Genomic DNA, 22,835 nt, shown 5'->3' on the forward strand with positions numbered 1-22,835 from the left:
CTGCCCGCTGCCCCTTCCATCGATGAGACCGGAGCGAAGACGCTCAGCCGAACAGCTTGTCGTAGAGCAAGGTGCCCCAGGTCAGCCCGGCGAAGATCAGGCTGATCATCACCGCCGCCGAGCCCATGTCCTTGGCGCGGCCAGACAGTTCATGGAATTCCGGGCCGATGCGGTCAATCGCGGATTCCACCGCCGAGTTGAGCAGTTCGACCATCAGCACGATCAGCGTGGAGCCGACCAGCAGCAGCCACTCGACATGCGAATCACCGATCCACCAGGCAAACGGCAGCAGCAAGGCGCACAGCACGATCTCCTGGCGGAAGGCCTCTTCGTTGCTCCAGGCGGCCTTGAGGCCCTTGAGCGAGTAACGCGCGGAATGCTTGAGGTGGGTCAAGCCGGTATGCCGTGATTTCATCTTCGGGTCTCGTACAGAAGCAGCACGGAGGCTGCAAAGGCCGATCTTTCAATCGGACGACGTCTGCCAGCAACACGCCTCGGGAGAGCTCGCAGCACACCGGCCAGCGACAGCGCAGCGCTGCCTGCGCGATTTTCACGACCAAAGGCTACCCGAGACCTCATCGACGGGCGTGCTCTAATACCGCCAGGCGCTCGATGACGGCGGCGATGATAGCAAAGCACGCGCTGAAGCGGCATTGCCGATCCCGTCCTCCAACAACAACAAATCAACGCCGGGAACTGCCCATGCCTTCGCTATCACACGACACACGCCAGACGCTCAGCCGCGGACTGGCGCGCAACTTCCTCGGCCAGTCGCCACGCTGGTACAAGCAGCTGATGTGCCTGTTTCTGATCACCAATCCGCTGCTGCTGTGGTTCAGCGGTCCGCAAGGTGGCGTGATCGTCGGCTGGCTGCTGCTGGGGGAATTCATCTTCACGCTGGCGATGGCGCTCAAGTGCTATCCCCTCCAGCCAGGTGGCCTGCTGGCACTGGAGGCCGTCGTCATCGGCATGGCCTCGCCGGAGGCCATCATGCAGGAGATGGAGCGCAACCTGCCGGTGATCCTGCTGCTGATGTTCATGGTGGCCGGCATCTACTTCATGAAGCCGCTGCTGCTGTATGCCTTCACCAAGATCATCCTCGGCGTGCGCTCCAAGACCTGGCTGTCGCTGATGTTCTGTCTCTCCAGCGCCCTGCTGTCCGCCTTTCTCGATGCCTTGACGGTGACGGCGGTGATCATCGGCATCGCGGTGGGCTTCTACTCCGTCTACCACAAGGTGGCCTCGGGCAAGCATTTCGATACCCAGCATGACCATGCCAACGATGTCAGCGTCGAGGCCGTGCACAGTGAAGACCTCGAGGATTTCCGCGGCTTTCTGCGCTCGCTGCTGATGCATGGCGCGGTGGGAACCGCGCTGGGAGGCGTCAGCACCATGATCGGCGAGCCGCAGAATCTGGTGATCGCCAAGGCCGCCGAATGGGACTTCATCGACTTCTTCCTCGCCATGGCGCCGGTCACCGTGCCGACCTTCTTCGCCGGCCTCGCCCTGTGCGTGCTGCTGGAGCGTGGCCGCTGGTTCGGCTACGGCCAGCGCCTTCCCGCCAGCGTACGACGCATTCTCGAGGATTATGACCATCACCAGGATTCACGGCGCACGCCGCGGGAACGCGCCGCGCTGATCGTGCAGGCCGTGGTGGCCGTGCTACTGGTCCTGGCGCTGGCACTGCACATGGCAGAAGTCGGGCTGATCGGGCTGGCGGTGATCATCCTGCTGACCGCCGGCAACGGCATCACCGATGAGCATCAGATCGGCCGCGCCTTCCAGGAATCGCTGCCCTTCACCTCGCTGCTGGTGGTGTTCTTCACCATCGTCGCGGTCATCCACGAGCAGCATCTGTTCCAGCCGTTCATCCAGTGGGTACTGAGTCTGCCCATCGAGGAACAGGCCGGCGCGCTGTTTCTGGCCAACGGCCTGCTCTCGGCCATCTCGGACAATGTCTTCGTGGCCACGGTATACATCACCCAGGTCAAGAACGAGTTCGTGGCCGGCAATATCAGCCGCGAGCACTTCCATGCGCTGGCGGTCGCGGTGAACACCGGCACCAACCTGCCCAGCGTTGCGACCCCCAACGGCCAGGCGGCGTTCCTGTTTCTGCTCACCTCCGCCATCGCGCCGCTGGTCAGGCTCTCCTACGGGCGCATGGTGTGGATGGCGCTGCCCTACACGGTGCTGATGACGCTGGTCGGGCTGGCCACCGTGCGCAGCTTCATCTAGTCAGCACCTCCTGTTACCGGGGCCAGCCGCACCTCCGGCTGGCCCCGGTTGCGTCAGTCTCATCCCAATGTCGATATCGCGAGACTTCCCCACAGCGTCGCTTGCAGGCACTGTGAGATGACGCGTCTCGATCAGACGCCGTGACACCTTCAAGCAGGAAGACCGCCAACACCAACGCCATCCACAAGGAGACAGCCATGTCCCGCGCACTGATGCTGCACGAAGAGACACCTCGCGCTCGAGTCGTCGACCTCTCCGATGATCAGCTACCTGACCTGCCTGTCACGGTGGCCATCGAGCGTTCCGGACTCAACTACAAGGACGCGCTGGCCATTACTGGCCGTGGCAAGATCGTTCGCGAGCTGCCCTTCGTGCCGGGCATCGATTTCGCGGGTCGCGTCGAGGCCTCCGACTCGCCGGATTATCAGCCGGGCGATGAGGTCCTCCTGACCGGCTGGGGCGTGGGCGAGCGCCATTGGGGCGGCCTGGCCGAGCGCATGCGCGTCAAGCCCGAGTGGCTGGTCAAGCGCCCCGCCAATCTGAGCGCCGAGCAGGCCATGGCCTTCGGCACCGCCGGCCTGACCGCCATGCTATGCGTGATGCGTCTCGAGGAGGCCGGCCTGACGCCCGAGCAGGGCCCGGTGATCGTCACCGGCGCCACCGGTGGGGTCGGCAGCTGGGCCGTGCAGATGCTGGCTGGGCAAGGCTTCGAGGTTCACGCGGTCAGCGGCAAGGCCGAGCAGCGCGAATGGCTCGAGTCACTGGGCGCGAGCGAAGTCCATCTGCGCAGTGATTTCGAGGACAAGGGCCGTCCGCTGGAGAAGAGCCGCTGGGCAGGCGCCGTGGATACCGCCGGTGGCCAGGTGCTGGCCAATCTGCTGGCGCAGATGAATTACGATGGCAAGGTGGCGGCCGTGGGCCTCGCGGCGGGCGCCGACCTGCCCACCAGCGTGATGCCGTTCATCCTGCGCGGTGTCTCGTTGCTGGGCGTCGATAGCGTCATGATCAACGCCGAACGCCGGCAAAAGGTCTGGCAGCGTCTGGCCGACCTGCCGGACGAGATGCACACCCAGATGCAGCTCGAGACGGTCGGCCTGGAAGGCCTCGCCGAACGCGCCGAGGCGATGATCGACGGACGCGTCAGCGGTCGTGTGCTGCTCGACCCGACGCGCTGAAGACACTCGACGCACGACCCGCGACGGAAAATTTGCCCTCGCAGCGCCAAAAACGCTTCAAGTCCTTGATTGTTGCGGTGCAATAGCGATTTTGGCGTTAGCCAACGCCGTCACACAACGCTATGCTCTTGTTATCTCGTTGCGCCCTGTCGAGCGTCCCGAGTGCCCTCCCCTCAGCCATGCCGGGCGTGTGGAGGACCACCCCGCCTTCGGGCGGGGTTTTTTGTGTCTGTCACTCAGGCCATGAACACGAAAGCCCCGCCGATTGGCGGGGCTTTCGTGTCTTGCGCTCGCGATCAGGAGCTCAGTTGCGCTCGATCATCGCGGTCAGGTCCTCGGCGACCGGATCCAGCACCTGCGGCCAGGACAGATAAGGCACCGCTGCCCGACCGTTGACCATCACCGCGAAGGCGCCCCAGCGGCCACTTTGCGTGCGGAAGTATCCCGAGATGGCGCGCACCGGCACCGGGTTGTTGAGCGTGCCCGTCTTGACCATCACGTGATTGCGGAAGGTCTCGCTGCCACGGCGGATGAAGCGCATCGGGCCATTGACCGGTGCCTGCAGGCCCGCCACGAAGGTGGGGAACAGCGCCGGGCGGTAATACATGCTGTCGAGCAACGCCACCAGTCCACTGACGCTGGTGCGGTTCTGGGAGGTCAGGCCGCTGCCGGAATACATCGTCAGCGGGCCGTGACCGGGAATCGCGCTGGCGAAGGTCTCGAGCTTGGCGCCGCCCTGGCGCAAGGTGGCCTGACTGCCGCCGACCAGCGCCAGCGTCAGCTGGTCCGCCATGAAGTTGTTGGAGTAGTTGAGCATGCGCGTCAGCAACTCCTGCATCGGCTTGCCTTCGACGCTACCGAGCTGCGCGGCGCTGGAGGGCGGCGCCGTCGAGGTGATGTCCACCCCGCCGGTCACCGTGATCCCGGCGCGCGCCAGGATGTCACGCATCAGCTCACCGGTGTACAGCGCAGGATTGGAGACGGCGCGGTAGATGCTGCGCGGCTGGCTGTCGGCGGCGATGGTGCCGGTGACGACCAGCGTATCGCGACCGTTGCTGGTGGTGCGGCGGGCATTGATGGCGCTCTTGCCCCCCGCGCCGACCGTGGTGACCTGGTTGTCGAATATCTCGGTGGGCTGGGTGGTGTCGCAGCTGGCCAGTCGCGCCGGCGCCTGACTGCCCGCACCCGGCATCACCTTCACGCACCAGCTGGCATAGTTGCTGGCCGCGGACGACAGCAGCGCATCATAGGCATTGCTGGAACGCCGCGAGGCATTGCAGCGATCGGTACTGATGCAGGGCACCGGCCCGAAGCGCCACTGGCTGATCAAAAGGCGCCCTTCGACGCGGCGGATGCCCCGAAAACGCAGCTCCTCGGTCAGACGCCACAGCTCTTCACTGGTCAGCGCCGGGTCGCCGCTGCCCTCGAGCACCAGGTCACCGGTCAAGACGCCGCCGCTGATCGTGCCCGTGCTGCGCAGACGCGTGGAGAAACGGTACTGCGGGCCGAAACGGTCCAGCGCCGCACCGGCGATATAGAGCTTGGACAGCGAAGCCGGCGTCAGTTGCTGGTCGGGATTGACCGAGGCCAGCGTCTCGCCGGTATCAAGCATGCGCGCCTGGGCACTGACGATGAAGCCCTTGTCAGTCAGTCGCGTCAGGTTGTCAAAGCCCGCCGCCTGCGCCGGCCCCGCCACGACAAGCGTCGCACCGGCCGCCATGGCCAGTCGGCGCAGCGAGCGCGTGAAACGCAGCGACTTGCCCGCTGCCGCGGGGCGCGCCGCCTTCAGCAAGGGCAACAGGGGAGACAGTCGGGAGGGTCGCGCAGAGGTCGGTGCAGTGCGAAATAGGGGCATGAGGCATCCAGTGACGTCGTCGGTGAGCATCCATGTCACAGCCGGGAGGCGCCGTGATGCCCCTAGCTTAATGAGGACTGGCGCTGGAAAACAGATGCAGGACGGCGACACCGCCCACGATCATCGCCAACCCCAGGATGGCCGGCAGGTCTGGCATCTCGCGATAGACCACCGCACCGAACACGGTGACCAGCACGATGCCGAGCCCGGACCACACCGCATAGGTCACGCCCAGCGGCAGATCACGCAGTACCAGCGTCAGGAAATAGAAGGCGATGCCGTAGCCCACCACCACGATCACGCTGGGGCCGAATCGCGAAAAGGACTCGGAGGCCTTGAGCGCACTGGTCGCGATGACCTCCGCCAGTATGGCCACTGCCAGGAAGACATAACTCATCGAATCACCTCGTATTGTGGGGGGCCAGCTGCTGCTCACGCGCGGCCTTGCGCGCCAGCAGACGACTCATCACGGCATCGAACAACGGATTGAAGATCATGGCCCAGACCAGGAAGAAGGCAACGAAGCCCAGATCCAGCAGCAATGCCTGCCACAGTCCCAGGTCGAGCCAGGCGGCCACGATGAAGACGGTCACCAGTACCAGGCCGAGCTCGAAGCCGAGTGCCTGAGCGATGCGCTGGGTCGCGCTGCGCTGGCGGGTCGGCACCCAGCGATCGAACATCCAGTTCCAGACCGTACTCCAGATCACCGCCAGTGTGGACATCACCACCGCCAGGCTGCCCATGCTCGCCAGGTCATTCCCCGTGACCAGTGCCGACAGCGGCGCCACGAGCAGGATACCGCCCAATTCCAGCAATCCTGCCTGGGCCAGACGTTCTTTCTTGGAACGCATGTCATACCTCCTCTCGATCACCGCGTGTGATGCCGGACGGGCTGAACGACGCGGATGGAGGAGGCATTCTAGAGAGGTACAAGATGGTTTAAAGTTGGTATCCATCTATTATTCAGATGGATCAAGGCGCGAGGCGAGGCAATGAACTGGACACTGGAGCAACTGCAGACGCTGCGCTGCGTGGCGGAGACGGGCTCGTTCTCGGCGGCGGCGCGGCGTCTGGGTCGCGCGCAATCCGCGGTCAGCACCGCCATCGCCAATCTGGAGCTGGACCTGGGCTGCGAGCTGTTCGATCGCGGCCCTCGTACGCCGGTGCTGACGCCCGCGGGCGAGGCCATGCTGCATGAAGCCAACAGCGTGCTGATGCAATGCCAGCGCCTGGAAGCACGCGCCCGCACCCTCAGCCAGGGGCTGGAAGCCAGCCTGACGCTGGCGATCGATGAAGCGCTGGTAGAGATGCCGCCGGTGATGGCGGTACTGGAAAAGATGGCGGTGCAATACCCGACGCTGACGCTGAATCTGCTCAATGGCGCGCAGGATGAGGTGGCCCGCTGGGTGGAGCAGCACCAGGCCAATCTCGGCATCCTGTTCTATCAGCCGCTGGGTGTCATGGCGCTGGAGCGCGAGGCGCTGGGGCGACTGGAGCAGGTGCTGATCGTGGCACGCGATCACCCGCTGGCGCAGCTCGAGAGCCCGACCCACAGTGATCTGGCCGATCACCGCCAGCTGATGATCGGCCAACGTCAGCAACTGGAACCCGGCCACGAGGGGCCACGCTCACAGCGCTTCTGGCAGCTCAACAGCTTCTATGCGATGGCAGAGCTTACGACGCGCGGGCTGGGTTGGGCACAGGTTCCGCGCCATATCGCCCACTACCCCCCCTTTCAGCAGCGCCTGAAGATTCTGGACTTGAGCGCGCTGGGCGCCACCGCCGACATCGATATCGAACTGATCTCGCGCCGCGACAGCCCTCGTGGCCCCGCGGCCAGCTGGCTGCGCCAGTCACTGCGCGACACCTTCCACAACAGCCACGCCGCTATCGCCAACCAGAACCTGCCACCGACGTGAGTCGCGTCAGACCTGCAGCGGGTAGCGCTCGGGCGTGTGTTCAAGCTGGCATTCGAGTCGCCACAGCGCCTGGCCAGACTCGTGATACTTGCGCTCGAAGTGCGTCAGATAATCGCCCTGCGGCTCGAAGGCGTGCGCTGTCACCTCGACACCGGTGGCATACCCGATGGCCTGGGCGAACTCCCGAGCGTAGATCTCCCAGTTGGTGCGCAGCTCCAGCTGACCGCCCAGCGCCATGATGATCGGAAATACCGGGTGGCCCTGCCAGCGCATCTTGAGATGGCGCGCCTTGGGATAAGGATTGGGGTACAGCAGGGTGTGATGCGCAGGTGCCCAGCCCGCGGCGAGCGCCAGGCGCCAGAAGTCGACGAGGTCTGCGCGCACCAGCAAGGCGTTGTCCGGCAGCTCGCCATGCTTGCGGCTGAGACGGTCTTCGCTGCGGTCCACGCCGATGACGGCATGGTCCGGATGCGCCAGTGCCAGCTGGCGAGTCGATCGCCCGACGCCGCAGCCGCTGTCCAGCCACAGGGGCTTCGCCTGAGCCGACAACCACTGTTGCGCTTGCAGGAACGCTTCGCGGGTATGCTCCGCCACGGGTTTGCGCAGCGGATGAGCCATCGCACGGCGCACGCGACGCTCGATATCCTCGTGGGGGCCGGTCTGGGGAGAATCGATCTGGCGGGAGTTGGCGTACATCAGCAGTTCCGATAGCAACGGGCAGGAAAATCACGCGCGGAGTCTAGCAGATGCGCCTGCATCGGGCTGCGCCATATGGCGTACAGCCCATCCGGGGCCGGCGGCGCAGGAAGGCCTGGGCACAAAAAAAGGCGCCTGCCTCGCGGCACGCGCCTACACCAACTCAAACAGCCACGACAGAATGGCAGCTTGCGATTCGAAAATCAAACAAACGTTTAATCACGATCATCCCGCGCCATGACGAGTACAAAAACAGGCCAGTGGGACTCGCACTGAGCGCAGAGATATCGCACAGTGTTCGCAGCAAGCGCTCGCTGGCGCGCCCGCGTAGAGGCGGGGGTGCATGACGCCTGTATTGAGGGGGTGTTATCATCCGCCCATCATTTGGACGAATATCCGCAGAGGTATCGCCCAGACCAACGACTCACAGTATTTTTACGAGGAAAGCGGCTTGTCACACTTACCGGTGATCGTCGGCATGGGCGGCGTCAATGCCGCCGGCAGAACTTCGGGCCATCAGGCGTTCCGACGCACGGTGCTCGACTCCCTGCCGGAGACAGACCGTCAAGAGACCCTGCTGGGTCTCGCGTCGCTCATGAACCTCGCCCGCTGCGATGATCAGGGCCAGTGGTTCGATGCCGAAGGCCAGCCCGCCGAGGCTCAGGCGCTTGCGGAGCGTCTGGCAGACCAGGTGCTGTCCCACACCCTGATTCGTCGCATTGAAGACGAGCGCTTCAACGCGACCGGCATTCCTGCCAATCGTCAGTCAAAGCTGACGCTGGGCCAGGACTTGACCTTCACGCTGCGCAGCCGCCAGCTGCCGGAACAGCCGCCCGCTGACTGGCAGATCCGCGAGCTGGACAACCGTCATGTCGAAGTCACGGTACCGGCCGGCGAATTCGATGTCCTGCTGCCCGATCATCGTCAGGCGCTGGTGCGTGCCGCGGGTCAGCTGCCCAGCGGCTTCGCGCCGGAGCAGCTCTATCGCAGCGTGCATCACCCGCGCGGCCTGTCGATGACCATCTTCGGTGCCAGCGATTGCCTCGGCGACAGCGGCCTGGACTGGGATGCGCTGCGCGATAGCCTCGATCCGGACGATATTGCCGTCTACGCCGGCAACTCCATCGGCCAGATGGACGCCGAAGGCTGGGGCGGACTGATGAAGTCCTTCGTGGCCGGCGAGCGCGCCACCTCCAAGCAGATGCCGCTGGGCTATGCCCAGATGCCCGCCGACTTCCTCAATGCCTATGTGCTGGGCAATGTCGGCGGCGCCGGTGCGGCGATGGGCGCCTGCGCAAGCTTCCTCTACAACCTGAAGCTGGGCCTGAATGACATCCGCAGCGGCCGTCGCCGTGTGGTGATGGTCGGTACCGCCGATGCGCCGATCACGCCGGAAGTCATCGAGGGCTTCCGCAGCATGGGCGCCCTGGCCGATGACGAGAGCCTCAAGGCCCTCGACGCGCTGGAAGTGCTCACCGACAGCGATTACCAGAAGGCCTGTCGCCCGTTCGCGCGCAACTGTGGTTTCACCATCGCGGAAGCGACCCAGTTCGTGATCCTGATGGCGGATGATCTGGCGCTGGACACCGGCGCTCGCATCATCGGCAGCGTGCCGGACGTGTTCGTCAATGCCGATGGTTGGAAGCGCTCCATCTCGGCACCCGGCGTCGGCAACTACATCACCCTGAGCAAGGCGGTGGCGCTGGCGCGCGATATCGTCGGCGATGAAGGCGTGCGCCAGCGCAGCTTCGTGCACGCCCATGCCACCTCCACGCCGAAGAACCGCACCACCGAGTCCCACGTGCTCAATGAAGTGGCTCGCGCCAACGACATCCAGGCCTGGCCCGTGGTGGCGGTAAAATCCTTCGTCGGCCACAGCCAGGGCAGCGCCGCGGGCGATCAGGCAGTGTCGGCGCTCGGCAGCATGGCGACCGGCATCCTGCCGGGTATCCCGACGCTGGATGCCATCGCCGATGACGTGCATCACAGCCACCTCGACATCCGCCGCGAGGCGCGCGAGTTCACCGCAGACGTCGCCTTCATCAATGCCAAGGGCTTCGGTGGCAACAACGCCAGTGGCGTGGTGCTGTCGGCAGACGTCACGCTGAAGTTGCTGGCGGCGCGACATGGTGAGGAGGCACTGGCCGCCTGGCGTGAACGCAGCGGTCTCTGCGAGCAGCGTCGCGCCGACTATCTGGACAAGGCACAGCGCGGCGAATTCACGCCGACCTATCGCTTCGGTGAAGGCGTGCTCGAAGGTCCGGAGCTGGAGATCACGGATCGCGAGATCCGTATCCCCGGCTATGCGAAGCCCGTCTCGCTCAAGGTCGACAACCCCTTCGGTTCGCTGTAAGCCAGGCTCGCTGCAAGACCGGCTGGCTACCCCTCCCGGGTTGCGCACTCGGTGACGAATCCCCTCCCGCGACTGGCAAGCCGCGCGAGGGGTTCTACACTCGGCGTACCGGGGGAGCCGGCGGCGCGACAGCCACTGCGCCCCGGCCTTCTGCGGCTCCTCATCCTTCGTCGTCCACTGCAGCCGGTCACCAGGCTGACCCGCTGCCGACAGAGCTCGAGTTCGTCATGCCCAAGAACATTGCCGTCTATCCCGGCACCTTCGACCCGATCACCAATGGCCATACCGACCTGATCGAGCGCGGCGCCCGCCTGTTCGACAAGGTGGTGGTCGCGGTGGCTTACAGCCCCAGCAAACGCCCCGCGCTGCCGCTGGAGATGCGCATCGATCTGGCACGCCGGATTCTGGCGCATCTCGACAATGTCGAGGTCATCGGTTTCAGCTGCCTGCTGACAGAGCTGCTTGAGCAACAGAATGCGCGTATCATTCTGCGCGGCCTGCGTGCGGTCTCCGACTTCGAGTACGAACTGCAGCTGGCCAACATGAACCGGGCCCAGGCACCGCACGTCGATAGCCTGTTCCTGACCCCGGAATTACAGAACTCCTACATTTCATCGACCATCGTGCGCGAGATATCGCGTCATGGCGGTGATGTGTCGCGTCTGGTGCATCCGCTGGTGGCCGAGACCCTCGCCCGGCATTTCTCCGCTACCGACGACGACACCGCCACAAGCTGAGGACAGCATCATGGCCCTGATCATCACTGATGAGTGCATCAACTGCGACGTCTGCGAGCCGGAATGTCCCAATGGGGCCATCTCGCCGGGGGAAGAGATCTACGTCATCGACCCGGACCTGTGCACCGAATGCGTCGGACACTTCGATGAGCCGCAATGTCAGCAGGTCTGTCCTGTCGACTGCATCCCGCTCGACCCGGCCAACAAGGAAAGCCAGGAAGAGCTGATGGACAAGTACCACATCATCACGGCCGCACTCGGCAACTGATTGCCGCCTGCTCCGGCAGCCGTCATGACGATGACATGGCCTGTACTGCGCCACATCCGTCGTGACGGCTGCTGCTTGCTTCTTGCCTGACACCTCCTGCTTTCTCCGCAAGCCCTCTCTATAAGCTCTTTCCTCAAGTCCTCTCCATAAGCCCTTTCCTCAAGCCCTTTCCTCAAGCCCTTTCCTCAGACTCGGCCCTGACAGGCGTTTCAGCGCCTGACTCGCCAACGCGGCGCCTCTTGCTACAAGACACCAACAGGTAACGTAACCGACTGGCACTAACACCGACTGGCAAAGGCGCCGACGGGCAAAGACGCCGGCTGGCGACACACTTCGTTCGCGATCAAGACCTCCCGCTCTACCCGCCAGTGCCTGCTCCCGCCGTCCTCCCCGCCGTCCTCCCTGCCGGCCCCGCTGCTACCATGGCCAGACAACATCGTGGCTACCAACCTGCTCTCGGCCCCTGCCTAAACGGCTACGCAATTAATACCAAACGCTACGCCAGGTTATTTTCTGTTAGGGCAATGTAAACAATCTATTCTATCCTGTAGTGATAAAGTCACTGTCGTACCCTTTCACGCGCACGGATTGCCCATGTCCTCTCGCTCTCTCTCTACCGTTCTCAAGCGCCCCTTCCTGGGGACACGCACACAGCTGCCCAATGCCGGCACGGGGATGCTGCTTGTCATGCTGGCGATCATGGTGGTCTTGATCGTGGTGCCGCGTCCGCAGCTGTTCAGCTCGGTCGGACAGTACCTCGTCCCGCATTCACTGCTGGAAATGGGCGCGATACTGGTCGCTCTGATGTCTGCCGTCTCCATCTTCCAGGGGCACCGTCGGACGCTGCCGACCAGCTTTCTGGTCATGGGGTGCGCCTTCATGCTCTCCGCCTTCTTCGACATGGTGCATATCTTCAGCTATGACGGCATGCCCGACTTCGTCAGCGAAGCCTCCGTCAGCAAGGCCATCCATTTCTGGCTGGCAGGGCGGACCGCCTTCATCATCGCGCTGCTGGCCCCCTGCCTGCTGACGGCCCGCCCCGTACCGCGCCGCTATCTGCCCGTGGCCTTTGGCTTGACGCTCGCCATCGGGCTGGCGGTGAGCTGGATAGGCCTCTTTCATCTCGACTTCCTGCCAGAGACCTTCATCGTCGGCAGCGGTTTGACCGCCTGGAAGATCGGCTACGAGTGGGCCCTGGCGCTGAGCGCTGTGCTGGCCGCGGTACTTCTGCTCGGCGCGCGCCGACTGCCTGAAGGCACCAATGCCGGCTGGCTGGCGGTCGCGGCGCTGGCCACGGGGATTTCCGAGCTGTGCTTCACGCTCTATGCCACTGCCTTCGATGTCTTCAATCTGCTCGGCCACCTGTACAAGGTGGTGGCCTACGCGATGATCTATCACGCCATCTATTCATCGCGCATGGTCTACCCCTATCAGCAGCTGCAGAAGATGAGTGACGCCCTGGGCGAGGCCGAACAACGCTGGCAGTTCGCGCTGGAAGGCTCAGGCGCCGGCGTCTGGGACTGGAAGCAGGATACCGATCACGTCTTCTACTCTCCGCAGTGGAAGGCGACGCTCGGCTTCCAGGAACACGAGATCGGCAGCAGCTTCGATGAATGGAAGTCACGCATCCACCCGGATGACATGCCGCGCACCCTCGACGACCTGAAACAGCACTTTGAAGGCCACAGCGCAGAATATCGCAACGAGCACCGCATGCTGACGCGCAACGGTGAATGGAAGTGGATTCTCGATCAGGGACGCGTGGTGGAACGTGCCGAGGATGGCAGGCCCCTGCGCATGATCGGTACTCACAGCGATATCGACTGGATCAAGGAGCAGCAGCAACGCCTGATCAGCAGCCGTGCCCGCCTGCGCTCCATCTATCACTCCGCCCCGGTGGGCATCATCGTCGCCGACCGGGATGGCACCATCGCGGATGCCAACTCGGCCATGCATGCCCTGCTGGGCAAGAGTGATGCCGAGCTTTTCCAGCAATCGCTGTGGGGGCTGTTCTCACTGGACGAGATCAGTCGCATGAAACGTGCCTGGGGCCAGCTGCAGCGCGAAGGCGGCAGCTTCCAGGACGAATACCACATGCAGACTGATACGGGGCAGATGTTCTGGGCGGAAGTCACCCTCACGCCGCTGGAGGGCGAGGAGCGCACCCTGGTACTGATCAACAATATCGAGGACCGCCGCCGCGCCATCGAGTTGCTCGAGGAGAATGCGACCCTGTATCAGGAAGTCTTCAGCACCGGCAACGCCATCAAGCTGCTGATCGACCCGGAGCTTGCCGAGATCATCGATGCCAACCCGGTCGCCGCCGACTTCTATGGCTACAGCATCGGCGAGATGTGCGGCATGCCACTGGGCCGTATCAACGTGCTGGCCAGCCAGTCGCTCTCCAAGCGCATCCGTGCGGTCGTCAACCGTACCGACAACCACTTCGAGGCCAGCCATCAGCTTGCCAACGGTGAATTGCGTGATGTCGAGATCTTTACCGGCCCGGTGGACCTGAACGGCCGCACCCTGCTGTTCTCCATCGTTCACGACATCACCGATCGCAAGCGTGCCCAGCGCGACCTGCAGGCCGCCAACCTCAAGCTGTCGCGACTCTCCGAGAGCCGCAGCCAGATCCATCACCTCGCGGAATGCCTGCTGACCTGCTCCCAGCTCGATGAGATCATCACCCAGCTCAATGTTCGTCTGCCCAGCCTGTTCGCCGGCTGCGAAGGCAACGTGACCCTGCATGACCCGAATGACATCAATCAGACGATGCATATCAACTGGGGGTCACCGCCCACCGACGCTCGTCACCTCAAGCAGACGCTGACGGTCGGGGATGGCCAGGTGGGGGAATTCGTGCTGCTGATCCCGCCGGAAGAGGACAGCCTGGAGCGCCTGCAGCCCCTGGCGGAAGATGTCAGCCACCTGGTGATGCTGGCACTGGCCGACCTGCAGCTGAAGCGGGGTCTGGCACATGAGGCGCGCAAGGATACGCTGACGCGCCTCTTCAATCGTCGTCACCTCGATGAGGTGCTGCCCCAGAAACTGGCCGAGGCCAGCATCGGCAACCCGCTGTCCCTGGTGGTGCTGGATCTCGACCATTTCAAGCAGGTCAACGACACCTACGGACACGAGATGGGCGATCAGGTCCTCACGCGCCTGGCCAACCTGATACGTGAGTCGCTGCGCAGCTCCGATGAAGCCTGTCGCTACGGTGGCGAAGAGTTCGTGATCCTGATTCCCGGTGCCAGCGCAGCGGTGTCACGCGCACGTGTCGAAGCCATTCTCGAAGCCTTCCACGAAGAAGTCTTCGAGCATGAGACGCTGGGGCCGCTGACCGGCTTGAGCTTCTCCGCCGGGGTCGCCAACGCGCCGCATGACAGCCAGGCCACCGACGCGCTGTTCAACATGGCCGACAATGCGCTCTACCAGGCGAAACGCGCCGGACGCAAACGCGTGCTGTGCTTCAACTCACTGCCGCCTGCAGCCGATAACCACGCCAGGCAAACCGCGCACTAACAGCCGCTTTCACCACCCTTCAGATACGACAACGCCGACCCTCAAGGTCGGCGTTGTCGTGTCCAGCCATGAGCGGCGCGTGCTCACCAGCCGCGATCAGGACATCCTCAATCCCAATCGACACGCGTGGTCTTGCAGCCGAGGCAGCGAGCGAAGGTCGCCTGCGCCGGAGTCGCGACCAGTACGCGCGCCGTCTCATCGATATTCTGCCCCATGGCCGCGAAGGGAGCCGACACGACAAAGATGGCAGCACCGACGACGGTCGTGGCCAGCAACAGTGGACGCCCGATAAGGGCATCGGCCACCATCATGCCTGCGCTGGGTGTGTCGTCACCCTGCTCGCTGGGCAGCTCGATGGCCTGCACCGGCGTCGCCAGCACCAGCGTCATGCCAGCTGCTGCAAGCCCAGTGCGCAATCGCGTGCTTCGCTGAAGAATCGTGCGTTTCATAGTCAGTTCCCTTGCGTCCGGACGCTCCATGCGTCCCTGTTATGGGTCTTCGCGCCAGTGGAGCTCTCTGCTGGCGCATGGCAGGCCTTGCCATCAAGTCACCAGAACTAGATTAGCGCTCCAGCGCCATTACGCCCAGCCCTGCCAGGCCTTATCCTGATCAACGCGACCGCTCCCGGCTGACGTTACCTTCACCCCTCATTCGGACCCAACATGCCCGCACCTTCCCTGAAGACCGCCACACTGCCTTCCGCCGATCGCCATATGTGGCGCCTGGCCTGGCCCATCATCCTTTCCAACATTTCCGTGCCGTTGCTGGGGCTGGTGGATACCGCCGTGGTCGGGCATCTCGAGGATGCGGTGTATCTGGGCGCGGTCACGCTGGGCGCGGTCCTCTTCAGCTTTCTGTACTGGGGCTTCGGGTTCCTGCGCATGGGCACGACAGGCATGACGGCACAGGCCCATGGCCGTGAAGACCACGATGGCCTGCGTACCTTGCTGGGCCAGGGCATCGGGCTGGCACTCGCCATAGGGCTGGTGTTGATCATCGCCGGCTCGCCGCTGATCACCCTGGGACTATCGCTGATGGAGGCCAGCGAGACCACGCGCGCCCTGGCCCATGACTACGCCAGCATCCGGCTGTGGTCGGCGCCGGCGGTGCTGATCAACTACGTGATTCTGGGCTGGTTCCTGGGGCTTGGTAATTCGCGCGTCACGCTCGGCATCCTCGTGCTGACCAATGGCGTCAACATCCTGCTCGACCTGGCCTTCGTGCCCGGGCTGGGCATGACCAGCGATGGCGTGGCGCTGGCCAGCGTGATCGCCGACTACTGTGCGCTGGCCACGGGCCTGTGGCTGGTCGCCCGCCAGCTCAGACGCATGCCGGGGCGCAGTGATCGCGCAGCGCTGCTGTCTCTCCCCGCCTGGGGCGCGCTGATCCGCGTCAATCAGCATCTGTTCGTGCGCACCCTGTGCCTGCTGGGCGCGACGGCCTATTTCACCTCGCAGGGTGCCAGCTTCGGGGATGATGTTCTGGCGGCCAATGCGGTGTTGCTGCAGTTCGTGATGATGACGTCCTATGCACTGGATGGCTTCGCCCAGGCGGCGGAATCAGAGGTCGGGCGAGCCGTCGGCCAGAACGACTGGCAACGCTTCGCGCGCAGCGTGGGCGCGGCAACCCGCTTCTCCTTGATCACCGCGACAGCGGCCAGCGGCCTGCTCTGGCTCTGCGGGCCGGCGTTGATCCACCTGCTGACCGACATTCCCGAAGTCCGCGCCCTGGCCACCGTCTATCTGCCCTGGATGGTCGCCATGCCCCTGGTCGCGGTGTGGAGCTACCTGCTGGACGGCATCTTCATCGGCGCCACGGCGACGCGTGAAATGCGCAATACGCTGGTGGTGTCCCTGCTGGCATTCATCGGCCTGTGGCCGCTGCTCGAAGGCTTCGGCAATCATGGACTGTGGCTGGCCTTCCTGCTGTTCACCAGCGTGCGCTCTGCCGTGCTCGGCGGCTACTACCTGCATCATCGCCGCCATCATTGGCGCTGATGCCATGCCAGTTGACGCCTCCAGCAGGTTGATGCAGCGCTGAAAGGCTTGCCGCTGGCATTGGCGTGCCACTCGACCATCGCGCGATATTCTCCTGATAGCGAATGGACTAATGTGAGCGTGCCAACCCGTTTCCCATACTGATAAAAAGCCAACAGGGACTCTCACATGCTGCAATCGCTATCACGGCCAGCCGTCAAGCTGGTTGAGCGCTATCTGCCTGACCCCTATATCTTCGTCTTGTTGCTGACCGTCGTTGCAGCGGCAGCCGCCATGCTCATCGAACAGCGCTCCCCCACCGAGGTGATGCGCTATTGGGGCGATGGCTTCTGGAATCTGCTGACCTTCTCGATGCAGATGCTGCTGGTGTTGATCTCAGGCTTCATGCTCGCCAACACCCCGCCGGTGAAGAAAGGCCTGGCCAGCATCGCCTCGCTGGCCAGAACGCCCGGCAGCGCCATCATGCTGGTCACCTTCGTGTCGCTGATCGCCAGCTGGATCAACTGGGGCTTCGGGCTGGTCATCGGGGCACTGTTCGCCAAGCAGCTGGCCAAAATGATCAAGGTCGATTACCGCCTGCTGATCGCCAGTGCCTACTCCGGTTTCGTGATCTGGCATGCGGGCATCTCGGGCTCGATTCCGCTGACCATCGCCACCGCGGGCCACTTCACCGAGGACAGCATCGGCATCGTGCCCACCTCGGACACCATCTTCGCCTTCTTCAATATCGCCATCGTCGCGGCGCTCTTGATCATCATGCCGCTGGTCAATCGCGCCATGATGCCCTTCGAGAAGGAAAGCGTGTACGTGGACCCGGCCCTGCTCGAGGAGAAGCACACCGAGATCAGCGACCAGCCTCGTCCCGCCGAGCGTCTCGAGAACTCGCCGATTCTCGCCTGGGTCGTCGGGCTGTTCGGCCTCGCCTGGCTGGTGGATCACTTCGTGATTCGTGGCGGCGGACTGAACCTGAACGTGATCAACTTCAGCTTCCTGTTCCTGGCCATCGTGCTGCATGGCACGCCGCGCAAGCTGCTGGACAGCCTGAATGAAGCCATCAAGGGCGGCGCAGGCATCGTCATCCAGTTCCCCTTCTACGCCGGCATCATGGCGATCATGGTGCAGTCGGGGCTGGCCGCCACGCTGTCCGAAGGCTTCGTGTCGATTGCCACCGCCGACAGCCTGCCGTTCTGGTCCTTCATCAGTGCCGGTATCGTCAATCTGTTCGTGCCCTCCGGTGGCGGTCAGTGGGCCGTGCAGGCACCGGTCATGATTCCCGCCGCCCAGGCATTGGGTGCCGACCTGTCACGCGTTGCCATGGCCGTCGCCTGGGGCGATGCCTGGACCAACATGCTGCAGCCCTTCTGGGCATTGCCGGTGCTAGCCATCGCCGGCCTCAAGGCCAAGGACATCATGGGCTTCTGTCTGGTGCAGCTGCTGGTGACCGGCATCATCATCTCGCTGGGCCTGACGCTGCTCTGATACCTGCCTGACGGCGGCGTCAGCTAGCCTTTTCAGCCAGCGATTCAGTAGCCTTACCGATAACCCCGCAAGCTTCCTTGCCCCCACAGGTGACTGTGGGGGCAAGGTCGTTTATAGATAGCTGATATGCCGCTCACGGGGTGCCAAGATGTCACGAATCCCGCAGACTAGCCATTATCCCTCTCTGCGCGGCAAGCCAGAGCCATTGCTTCACCTGAGAGCCCCTGACAGCTCCCACTCACCTGACAGGCCCGTGCCTGAAGGACGCCCCAATGAGCGAGAACCAGCCAGAACAGACCGCCCTCAACGAAGCTCTGCCCGGCCAGCATCAGTTGATCATGACCGAGCTGATGACCCCCGACATGGCCAACTTCAGCGGCAAGGTGCACGGTGGCGCCATCCTCAAGAAGCTGGATGAAGTCGCCTACGCCTGTGCCAGTCGCTACAGCGGCAGCTACGTCGTCACTCTCTCGGTCGATCAGGTGCGCTTCAAGCAGCCGATCCACGTCGGCGAGCTGGTGACCTTCCTGGCCTCGGTCAATCATGTCGGCCGCTCCTCGATGGAAATCGGTATCAAGGTGGTCGCCGAATCCATCCAGGGTCGCCTGATTCGCCATACCAACAGCTGCTATCTGACCATGGTCGCGGTCGACTCCAACGGCCAGCCGGTGCCGGTGCCGCCACTCAACCTGGAAACCCAGGAACAGAAGCTGCGCTTCCACAAGGCCGCCATCCGCAAGAAGCTGCGCAAGCAGGCCGAAGAAGAAGAGAAGCGCCAGGAATCCATCGAGTTCTGAGCGACTCCCGGCAAGCGCTGCGAGCGCAATCCTGACAGTCAGCACAAGATACGGAGTGCACCGCCCCGAGCGGATGGCGATACTGATCGTGAACCTTGCACAGCGAGATGAACGATGACATCAGTGTCCGGCGAAAAGACAGCGGCAGGCATGACGGCACCACCTGCCGCTGGCGACGCTCAAGGGTGCGATGAGGCCATCTGGCAGCGCCTGCTGGCGCGCCACCCGATCGCCGGGGAGGCACTGCGCTACGGCGTGATCACCACTGGCATCTTCTGTCGCATCGGCTGCCCATCCCCGGCGCCACGCCGCGACAACCTGCGCCTGTTTGCCGACGCCCACGCGGCGCGAGCCGCAGGCATGCGCGCCTGTCGGCGCTGTCATCCTGAGCAGTCCGAAAAGCCTGATCGCCCTCACGCCGACAAGCAGGCTCGCCATCCCGTCAGGGCCACGCCTGGAGCACCGACGATGCCGGAATCGAACACACCACTTTCACGCGCCTCCACTGCCGCCCGCTCGACATCTGTAGAAGCTGCCCCAGCCCCCGTCTCGCCCTGGCCGCTGGCGGTGTGTCGGCAGCTGGAGCGGGCCGTCGCCGCAGGCGAGCCCACCCCGACACTCGCAAGCCTGGCGGCGGAGCACGGGATAAGTGCCTCGCATCTTCAGCGCCGCTTCACGGCGCTGCTGGGCCTGTCACCTTCCGAGTACTCGGCGGGTCTGCGTCAGATGCAGTTCCATGCGCTGCTGGAGGAAGGCCATGGCGTGACCGAGGCGATCATCGCCGCCGGCTATCGCTCCAGCAGCCGCGCCTATGCGCGCAGGGACGGCATCACGCCCAGTGCCCGCCGCTCCGGCGGCAAGGGAGAAGACCTGCTGGCCCTGCATTGGCCGTGTCGCTTCGGGATACCGGAGCAGTCCTGCTGGCTGAGCGCAGGACTCAGCGCGCGTGGCGTGGTCGTCATTCAGCTCAGCGACAGTCGTGAGGCGGGCCAGCAGGCGCTGGAAGCACGCCTGCCCAAAGCCAATTGGCAGCAGATGGAGACAGAGACAGACGAGCAGGACGGCAGCGGTCACGCGGCCAGTCGCCTGCTGCATGCCTCACTGGGGGCACGGTTGCTCGCTCTGTGTGAGCAACCGGAGACCAGCCATGCGCTGCTGCTCGAACTGCCGCTGGATGTGCGTGGCACCGCCTTTCAATTGAGCGTCTGGCAGCGGCTCAACGCCACCGTGAGTGGCGATACCCTGACCTACCGCCAGCTGGCCGAGGCGCTCGAGCGACCGACCGCCAGCCGCGCCGTCGCCAATGCCTGTGGCGCCAATCCGCTGGCTCTGCTGACGCCTTGCCATCGTGTGGTACGCGGCGATGGCGGACTCGGCGGCTATCGCTGGGGCGTGCCGCTCAAGCAGGCCCGATTGGCGCAGGAGTCCGGCACCCGCCGGGAGTGAGAGCGGCGATGTGCTAGAGCGTCATGGGGCGCAGCGCAGGCGGCGCCTGCAGCTGCTCGCGCACGATTTCCAGCGCGTGGGTCAGCGCCTCACGGCTCTCGGCAGCGCTCAGGCACAGCCGGATGGCCTGCGGTGGCGGCTCATTGCCGACACAGAAGGGCTCGGCGCTGGTGACGTGCACCCCCCGCTCGGCCAATGACGCGACCATCGCCTGACTGCGTTGCCCTTCGGGCAACTCGAGCCACAGATCGAACGAGGACGGCCGCGCCGCCGGCGACCACTCCGCCAGCAGCGTGCGGGCCAGTCGCTGGCGCGCGCGCATCTCCTCCATCTGCCACTCCACCAGCTGTGTCGCGTTGCCGCTGGTCAGCCAGGCGCAGACCGTCTCCATCAACAGCGGCGCCACCATCCAGCTGTGGCTGCGCAGCACTGCGCCGATGCGGGTCAGTACCTCCACCGGCGCCCGCAATACGCCCAGGCGCAGGCCGCCAGCCAGCAACTTGGAGGTGCTGAAGACATACAGGGTGCGCTCCGGCGCCATCTGATAGAGCCGCGTACCGCACTCCTCGTCGGGCAGATATTGCACCCCATCTTCCAGAATCCAGAAGTCATGCTGGCGTGCGAGGGCGACCAGGGCCTCGCGCCGTGCATGAGACAACTGCGCCGCGCCCGGATTGTTCTGCTCGGCCATCACATAGACCATTCTGGGTGCCTGCTGACGACACAGCCGCGCCAGTGCCTCGACATCCATGCCGTCATCATCCAGCGGCACCCGCAACAGCTTGAGGCCACGTTCGGCGCTGGCGACGATCAAGCCGGGATAGGTCAGCGCGCCGGTGACCACGGCATCTCCGGGCGCCAGCAGCGCCGACAGCGCCAGCGTGATGCCATTCTGGCCGCCCTGGGTCAGCATCAGCTCCTCGGGGTCGACCGGCATGCCGAGCTCGCCCATCCAGCTCGCCAGCAACTGCCGGTGGCTGCCGTCGCCGAATTCATTCTGATACTCGACACTGCGCAGCAAGGCCTCGGGTGACTGGCTGATCGCGGTCAGCGCCGCCGCCATTCCCTGCTGCCGCGCGGGGTGAGGCGGTGGCAGGCTCATGGTGAGATCGATCACGCCGGATGCCGGCAGCGCGCCCTCCTGTTCTGGCGCCAATCCATAGGCCTTGCTGGCACGCAGAGCATGCCCGAAGCTGCTGAAGGATCCATGCGCGCTCCGGGTGGCGCCGTTGATGTAGGTGCCGCTCCCGACACGCGCCGACACCAGGCCACTCCGCTCGGCCTCGGCGTAGCCTCGCGTCACCGTGCCGATGGTCACGCCCAGCGCATCCGCCAGCCGCCGTTGAGGCGGCAGTCGCTCGCCTTCCTTGAGTTGGCCCGCGGCGATATCGAGACGGATGGCCTCCGCCAGCGCACGGTAACGCGGCATGGCGGGGTCCAGGGTCGGAATCCACATTGTCATGGTGACAAAAAACCTGTTGACGGTAATTGTCATCAGATTATGCTCAAAACATGCCGCCAACAAGCCACAAAACACAGGAATGTGCCGGCATCCGAAAATTGAATCCATACAATCAGACACGCCACCTCGACAACGCCCACCACGCTGAAGGACACCCATGGAATCCCTCGCCTTTCTGGCCCCCGCCACGCTTTTCATGCTGTCGATGACCCTGACACCCGGCCCCAACAACGTGATGTTGACGGCCTCGGGGGCCAACTATGGTTACTGGCGCACCCTACCGCATATCTTCGGCATCCTGATCGGCTGCCTGGTGCTGTTCATCGCCATCGCGCTGGGGCTGGGGCTGGTCTTCGAGCGTTATCCCATCGTGCAGACGCTGCTGAAGGTGCTGGGCAGTGCCTACCTGCTCTACCTGGCCTGGAAGATCGCCACCGCTCCGCCCCCTGACTTCGCCAGCCAGCAGGATGCGCGTCCGATGACCTTCCTCGCGGCGTGCCTGTTCCAGTTCGCCAATCCCAAGGCCTGGGTGATGGGCATGGCGCTGATGGCAAGCTTTCTGCCCGAGGAAGGCCCGGCACTGCTCAACGCCGTATTGCTGGCAGGCTTCGCGGAACTGGTCGCGCTGCCGTGCATCTCGCTGTGGGCGGGCTTCGGGACCGCCATCGGGCGTCTGCTGAATACCGAGCGCGCCTGGAAGATCTTCAACCGCGTGATGGGCGTGCTGACCGCTTCCTGCGTGGTGATGATCCTCGGCTGATCCACAGCCTGCGCCTGGAGCACGCGAATGACACCGGAGCATCGAACACTGTTCGAATAATCACTGTTCATGCAGGCGAGGTTGGCTAGACTGTCGAGACGCCAATTCCACGCTCGCACAGGACGCTCCCT

Annotated in this window: 19 protein-coding genes; 12 read left to right on the forward strand and 7 right to left on the reverse strand. The window is 64.2% G+C overall.

Going from position 1 to position 22,835, the window contains the following annotated elements:
• Positions 1 to 43: 43 nt before the first annotated feature.
• A complete protein-coding gene (locus tag U0O11_RS15290) occupies positions 44 to 415 on the reverse strand; it encodes a diacylglycerol kinase (RefSeq protein WP_043334615.1) in 372 nt (123 codons plus the stop codon).
• A gap of 287 nt (positions 416 to 702) precedes the next feature.
• Between U0O11_RS15290 and nhaB the strand changes: the two genes are divergently transcribed.
• Positions 703 to 2,235: a sodium/proton antiporter NhaB gene (gene nhaB / locus U0O11_RS15295; protein ID WP_043334613.1), complete on the forward strand. Its 1,533-nt coding sequence runs from the start codon at positions 703 to 705 to the stop codon at positions 2,233 to 2,235.
• Between the two features lie 197 nt (positions 2,236 to 2,432).
• Complete coding sequence (locus U0O11_RS15300) at positions 2,433 to 3,410, forward strand: MDR family oxidoreductase (protein WP_153636571.1); 978 nt, start codon at positions 2,433 to 2,435, stop codon at positions 3,408 to 3,410.
• Positions 3,411 to 3,714: 304 nt separating this feature from the next.
• Here the strand turns inward: U0O11_RS15300 and dacB are convergent, their stop codons facing one another.
• The 3 genes from dacB to U0O11_RS15315 all read right to left on the reverse strand — a co-directional run bounded on the left by dacB (position 3,715) and on the right by U0O11_RS15315 (position 6,116).
• Complete coding sequence (dacB, locus tag U0O11_RS15305; RefSeq protein WP_242007700.1) at positions 3,715 to 5,265, reverse strand: D-alanyl-D-alanine carboxypeptidase/D-alanyl-D-alanine endopeptidase; 1,551 nt, start codon at positions 5,263 to 5,265, stop codon at positions 3,715 to 3,717.
• Between the two features lie 67 nt (positions 5,266 to 5,332).
• Positions 5,333 to 5,662, reverse strand: a complete 330-nt coding sequence (locus U0O11_RS15310; protein ID WP_153636572.1) for a DMT family transporter — start codon at positions 5,660 to 5,662, stop codon at positions 5,333 to 5,335.
• A gap of 4 nt (positions 5,663 to 5,666) precedes the next feature.
• Positions 5,667 to 6,116 carry a PACE efflux transporter gene (locus tag U0O11_RS15315; protein WP_153636573.1) on the reverse strand — a complete coding sequence of 150 codons (450 nt, stop codon included), beginning with the start codon at positions 6,114 to 6,116 and terminating at the stop codon, positions 5,667 to 5,669.
• Positions 6,117 to 6,257: 141 nt separating this feature from the next.
• On the opposite strand from U0O11_RS15315, the gene U0O11_RS15320 reads away from it, so the two are divergent.
• Positions 6,258 to 7,184, forward strand: coding sequence for a LysR family transcriptional regulator (locus tag U0O11_RS15320; protein ID WP_153636574.1), 927 nt, complete (start codon positions 6,258 to 6,260; stop codon positions 7,182 to 7,184).
• A gap of 6 nt (positions 7,185 to 7,190) precedes the next feature.
• Here U0O11_RS15320 and trmB read toward each other — a convergent pair whose 3' ends face one another.
• A complete protein-coding gene (gene trmB / locus U0O11_RS15325; RefSeq protein ID WP_107335950.1) occupies positions 7,191 to 7,880 on the reverse strand; it encodes a tRNA (guanine(46)-N(7))-methyltransferase TrmB in 690 nt (229 codons plus the stop codon).
• A 478-nt stretch (positions 7,881 to 8,358) separates the two neighbouring features.
• Between trmB and U0O11_RS15330 the strand changes: the two genes are divergently transcribed.
• From U0O11_RS15330 to U0O11_RS15345, 4 genes are all read left to right on the forward strand, one after another.
• Positions 8,359 to 10,233: a beta-ketoacyl synthase gene (locus tag U0O11_RS15330; protein WP_279837392.1), complete on the forward strand. Its 1,875-nt coding sequence runs from the start codon at positions 8,359 to 8,361 to the stop codon at positions 10,231 to 10,233.
• A 227-nt stretch (positions 10,234 to 10,460) separates the two neighbouring features.
• Positions 10,461 to 10,970 (forward strand): pantetheine-phosphate adenylyltransferase, encoded by a 510-nt coding sequence (coaD, locus tag U0O11_RS15335; RefSeq protein WP_043334599.1) that lies wholly within the window; start codon positions 10,461 to 10,463, stop codon positions 10,968 to 10,970.
• A 10-nt stretch (positions 10,971 to 10,980) separates the two neighbouring features.
• Positions 10,981 to 11,238, forward strand: a complete 258-nt coding sequence (locus tag U0O11_RS15340) for a YfhL family 4Fe-4S dicluster ferredoxin (RefSeq protein WP_043334597.1) — start codon at positions 10,981 to 10,983, stop codon at positions 11,236 to 11,238.
• Between the two features lie 594 nt (positions 11,239 to 11,832).
• The gene (locus U0O11_RS15345; RefSeq protein ID WP_153636575.1) at positions 11,833 to 14,763 is read left to right on the forward strand and encodes a sensor domain-containing diguanylate cyclase; all 2,931 of its coding nucleotides are present in this window, start codon (positions 11,833 to 11,835) and stop codon (positions 14,761 to 14,763) included.
• A gap of 107 nt (positions 14,764 to 14,870) precedes the next feature.
• On the opposite strand, the gene U0O11_RS15350 is transcribed toward U0O11_RS15345, so the two are convergent.
• Positions 14,871 to 15,152 carry a hypothetical protein gene (locus tag U0O11_RS15350; RefSeq protein WP_234368090.1) on the reverse strand — a complete coding sequence of 94 codons (282 nt, stop codon included), beginning with the start codon at positions 15,150 to 15,152 and terminating at the stop codon, positions 14,871 to 14,873.
• A gap of 273 nt (positions 15,153 to 15,425) precedes the next feature.
• Between U0O11_RS15350 and U0O11_RS15355 the strand changes: the two genes are divergently transcribed.
• The 4 genes from U0O11_RS15355 to U0O11_RS15370 all read left to right on the forward strand — a co-directional run bounded on the left by U0O11_RS15355 (position 15,426) and on the right by U0O11_RS15370 (position 20,482).
• Positions 15,426 to 16,760, forward strand: a complete 1,335-nt coding sequence (locus U0O11_RS15355) for an MATE family efflux transporter (RefSeq protein ID WP_153636576.1) — start codon at positions 15,426 to 15,428, stop codon at positions 16,758 to 16,760.
• A 168-nt stretch (positions 16,761 to 16,928) separates the two neighbouring features.
• Entirely contained in the window at positions 16,929 to 18,239 is a 1,311-nt protein-coding gene (locus tag U0O11_RS15360; protein ID WP_153636577.1) for a short-chain fatty acid transporter, read from the forward strand.
• A 272-nt stretch (positions 18,240 to 18,511) separates the two neighbouring features.
• Positions 18,512 to 19,036, forward strand: a complete 525-nt coding sequence (locus U0O11_RS15365) for an acyl-CoA thioesterase (RefSeq protein ID WP_043332919.1) — start codon at positions 18,512 to 18,514, stop codon at positions 19,034 to 19,036.
• A 114-nt stretch (positions 19,037 to 19,150) separates the two neighbouring features.
• A complete protein-coding gene (locus U0O11_RS15370) occupies positions 19,151 to 20,482 on the forward strand; it encodes a methylated-DNA--[protein]-cysteine S-methyltransferase (RefSeq protein WP_153636578.1) in 1,332 nt (443 codons plus the stop codon).
• Positions 20,483 to 20,495: 13 nt separating this feature from the next.
• On the opposite strand, the gene U0O11_RS15375 is transcribed toward U0O11_RS15370, so the two are convergent.
• Complete coding sequence (locus U0O11_RS15375) at positions 20,496 to 21,944, reverse strand: aminotransferase-like domain-containing protein (RefSeq protein WP_153636579.1); 1,449 nt, start codon at positions 21,942 to 21,944, stop codon at positions 20,496 to 20,498.
• Positions 21,945 to 22,101: 157 nt separating this feature from the next.
• On the opposite strand from U0O11_RS15375, the gene U0O11_RS15380 reads away from it, so the two are divergent.
• Positions 22,102 to 22,704, forward strand: coding sequence for a LysE family translocator (locus U0O11_RS15380; RefSeq protein ID WP_043332923.1), 603 nt, complete (start codon positions 22,102 to 22,104; stop codon positions 22,702 to 22,704).
• The last annotated feature ends 131 nt before the right edge of the window (positions 22,705 to 22,835 follow it).

It is taken from the genome of Cobetia sp. D5 (genome assembly GCF_035666195.1).
GTDB lineage: Bacteria > Pseudomonadota > Gammaproteobacteria > Pseudomonadales > Halomonadaceae > Cobetia > Cobetia amphilecti.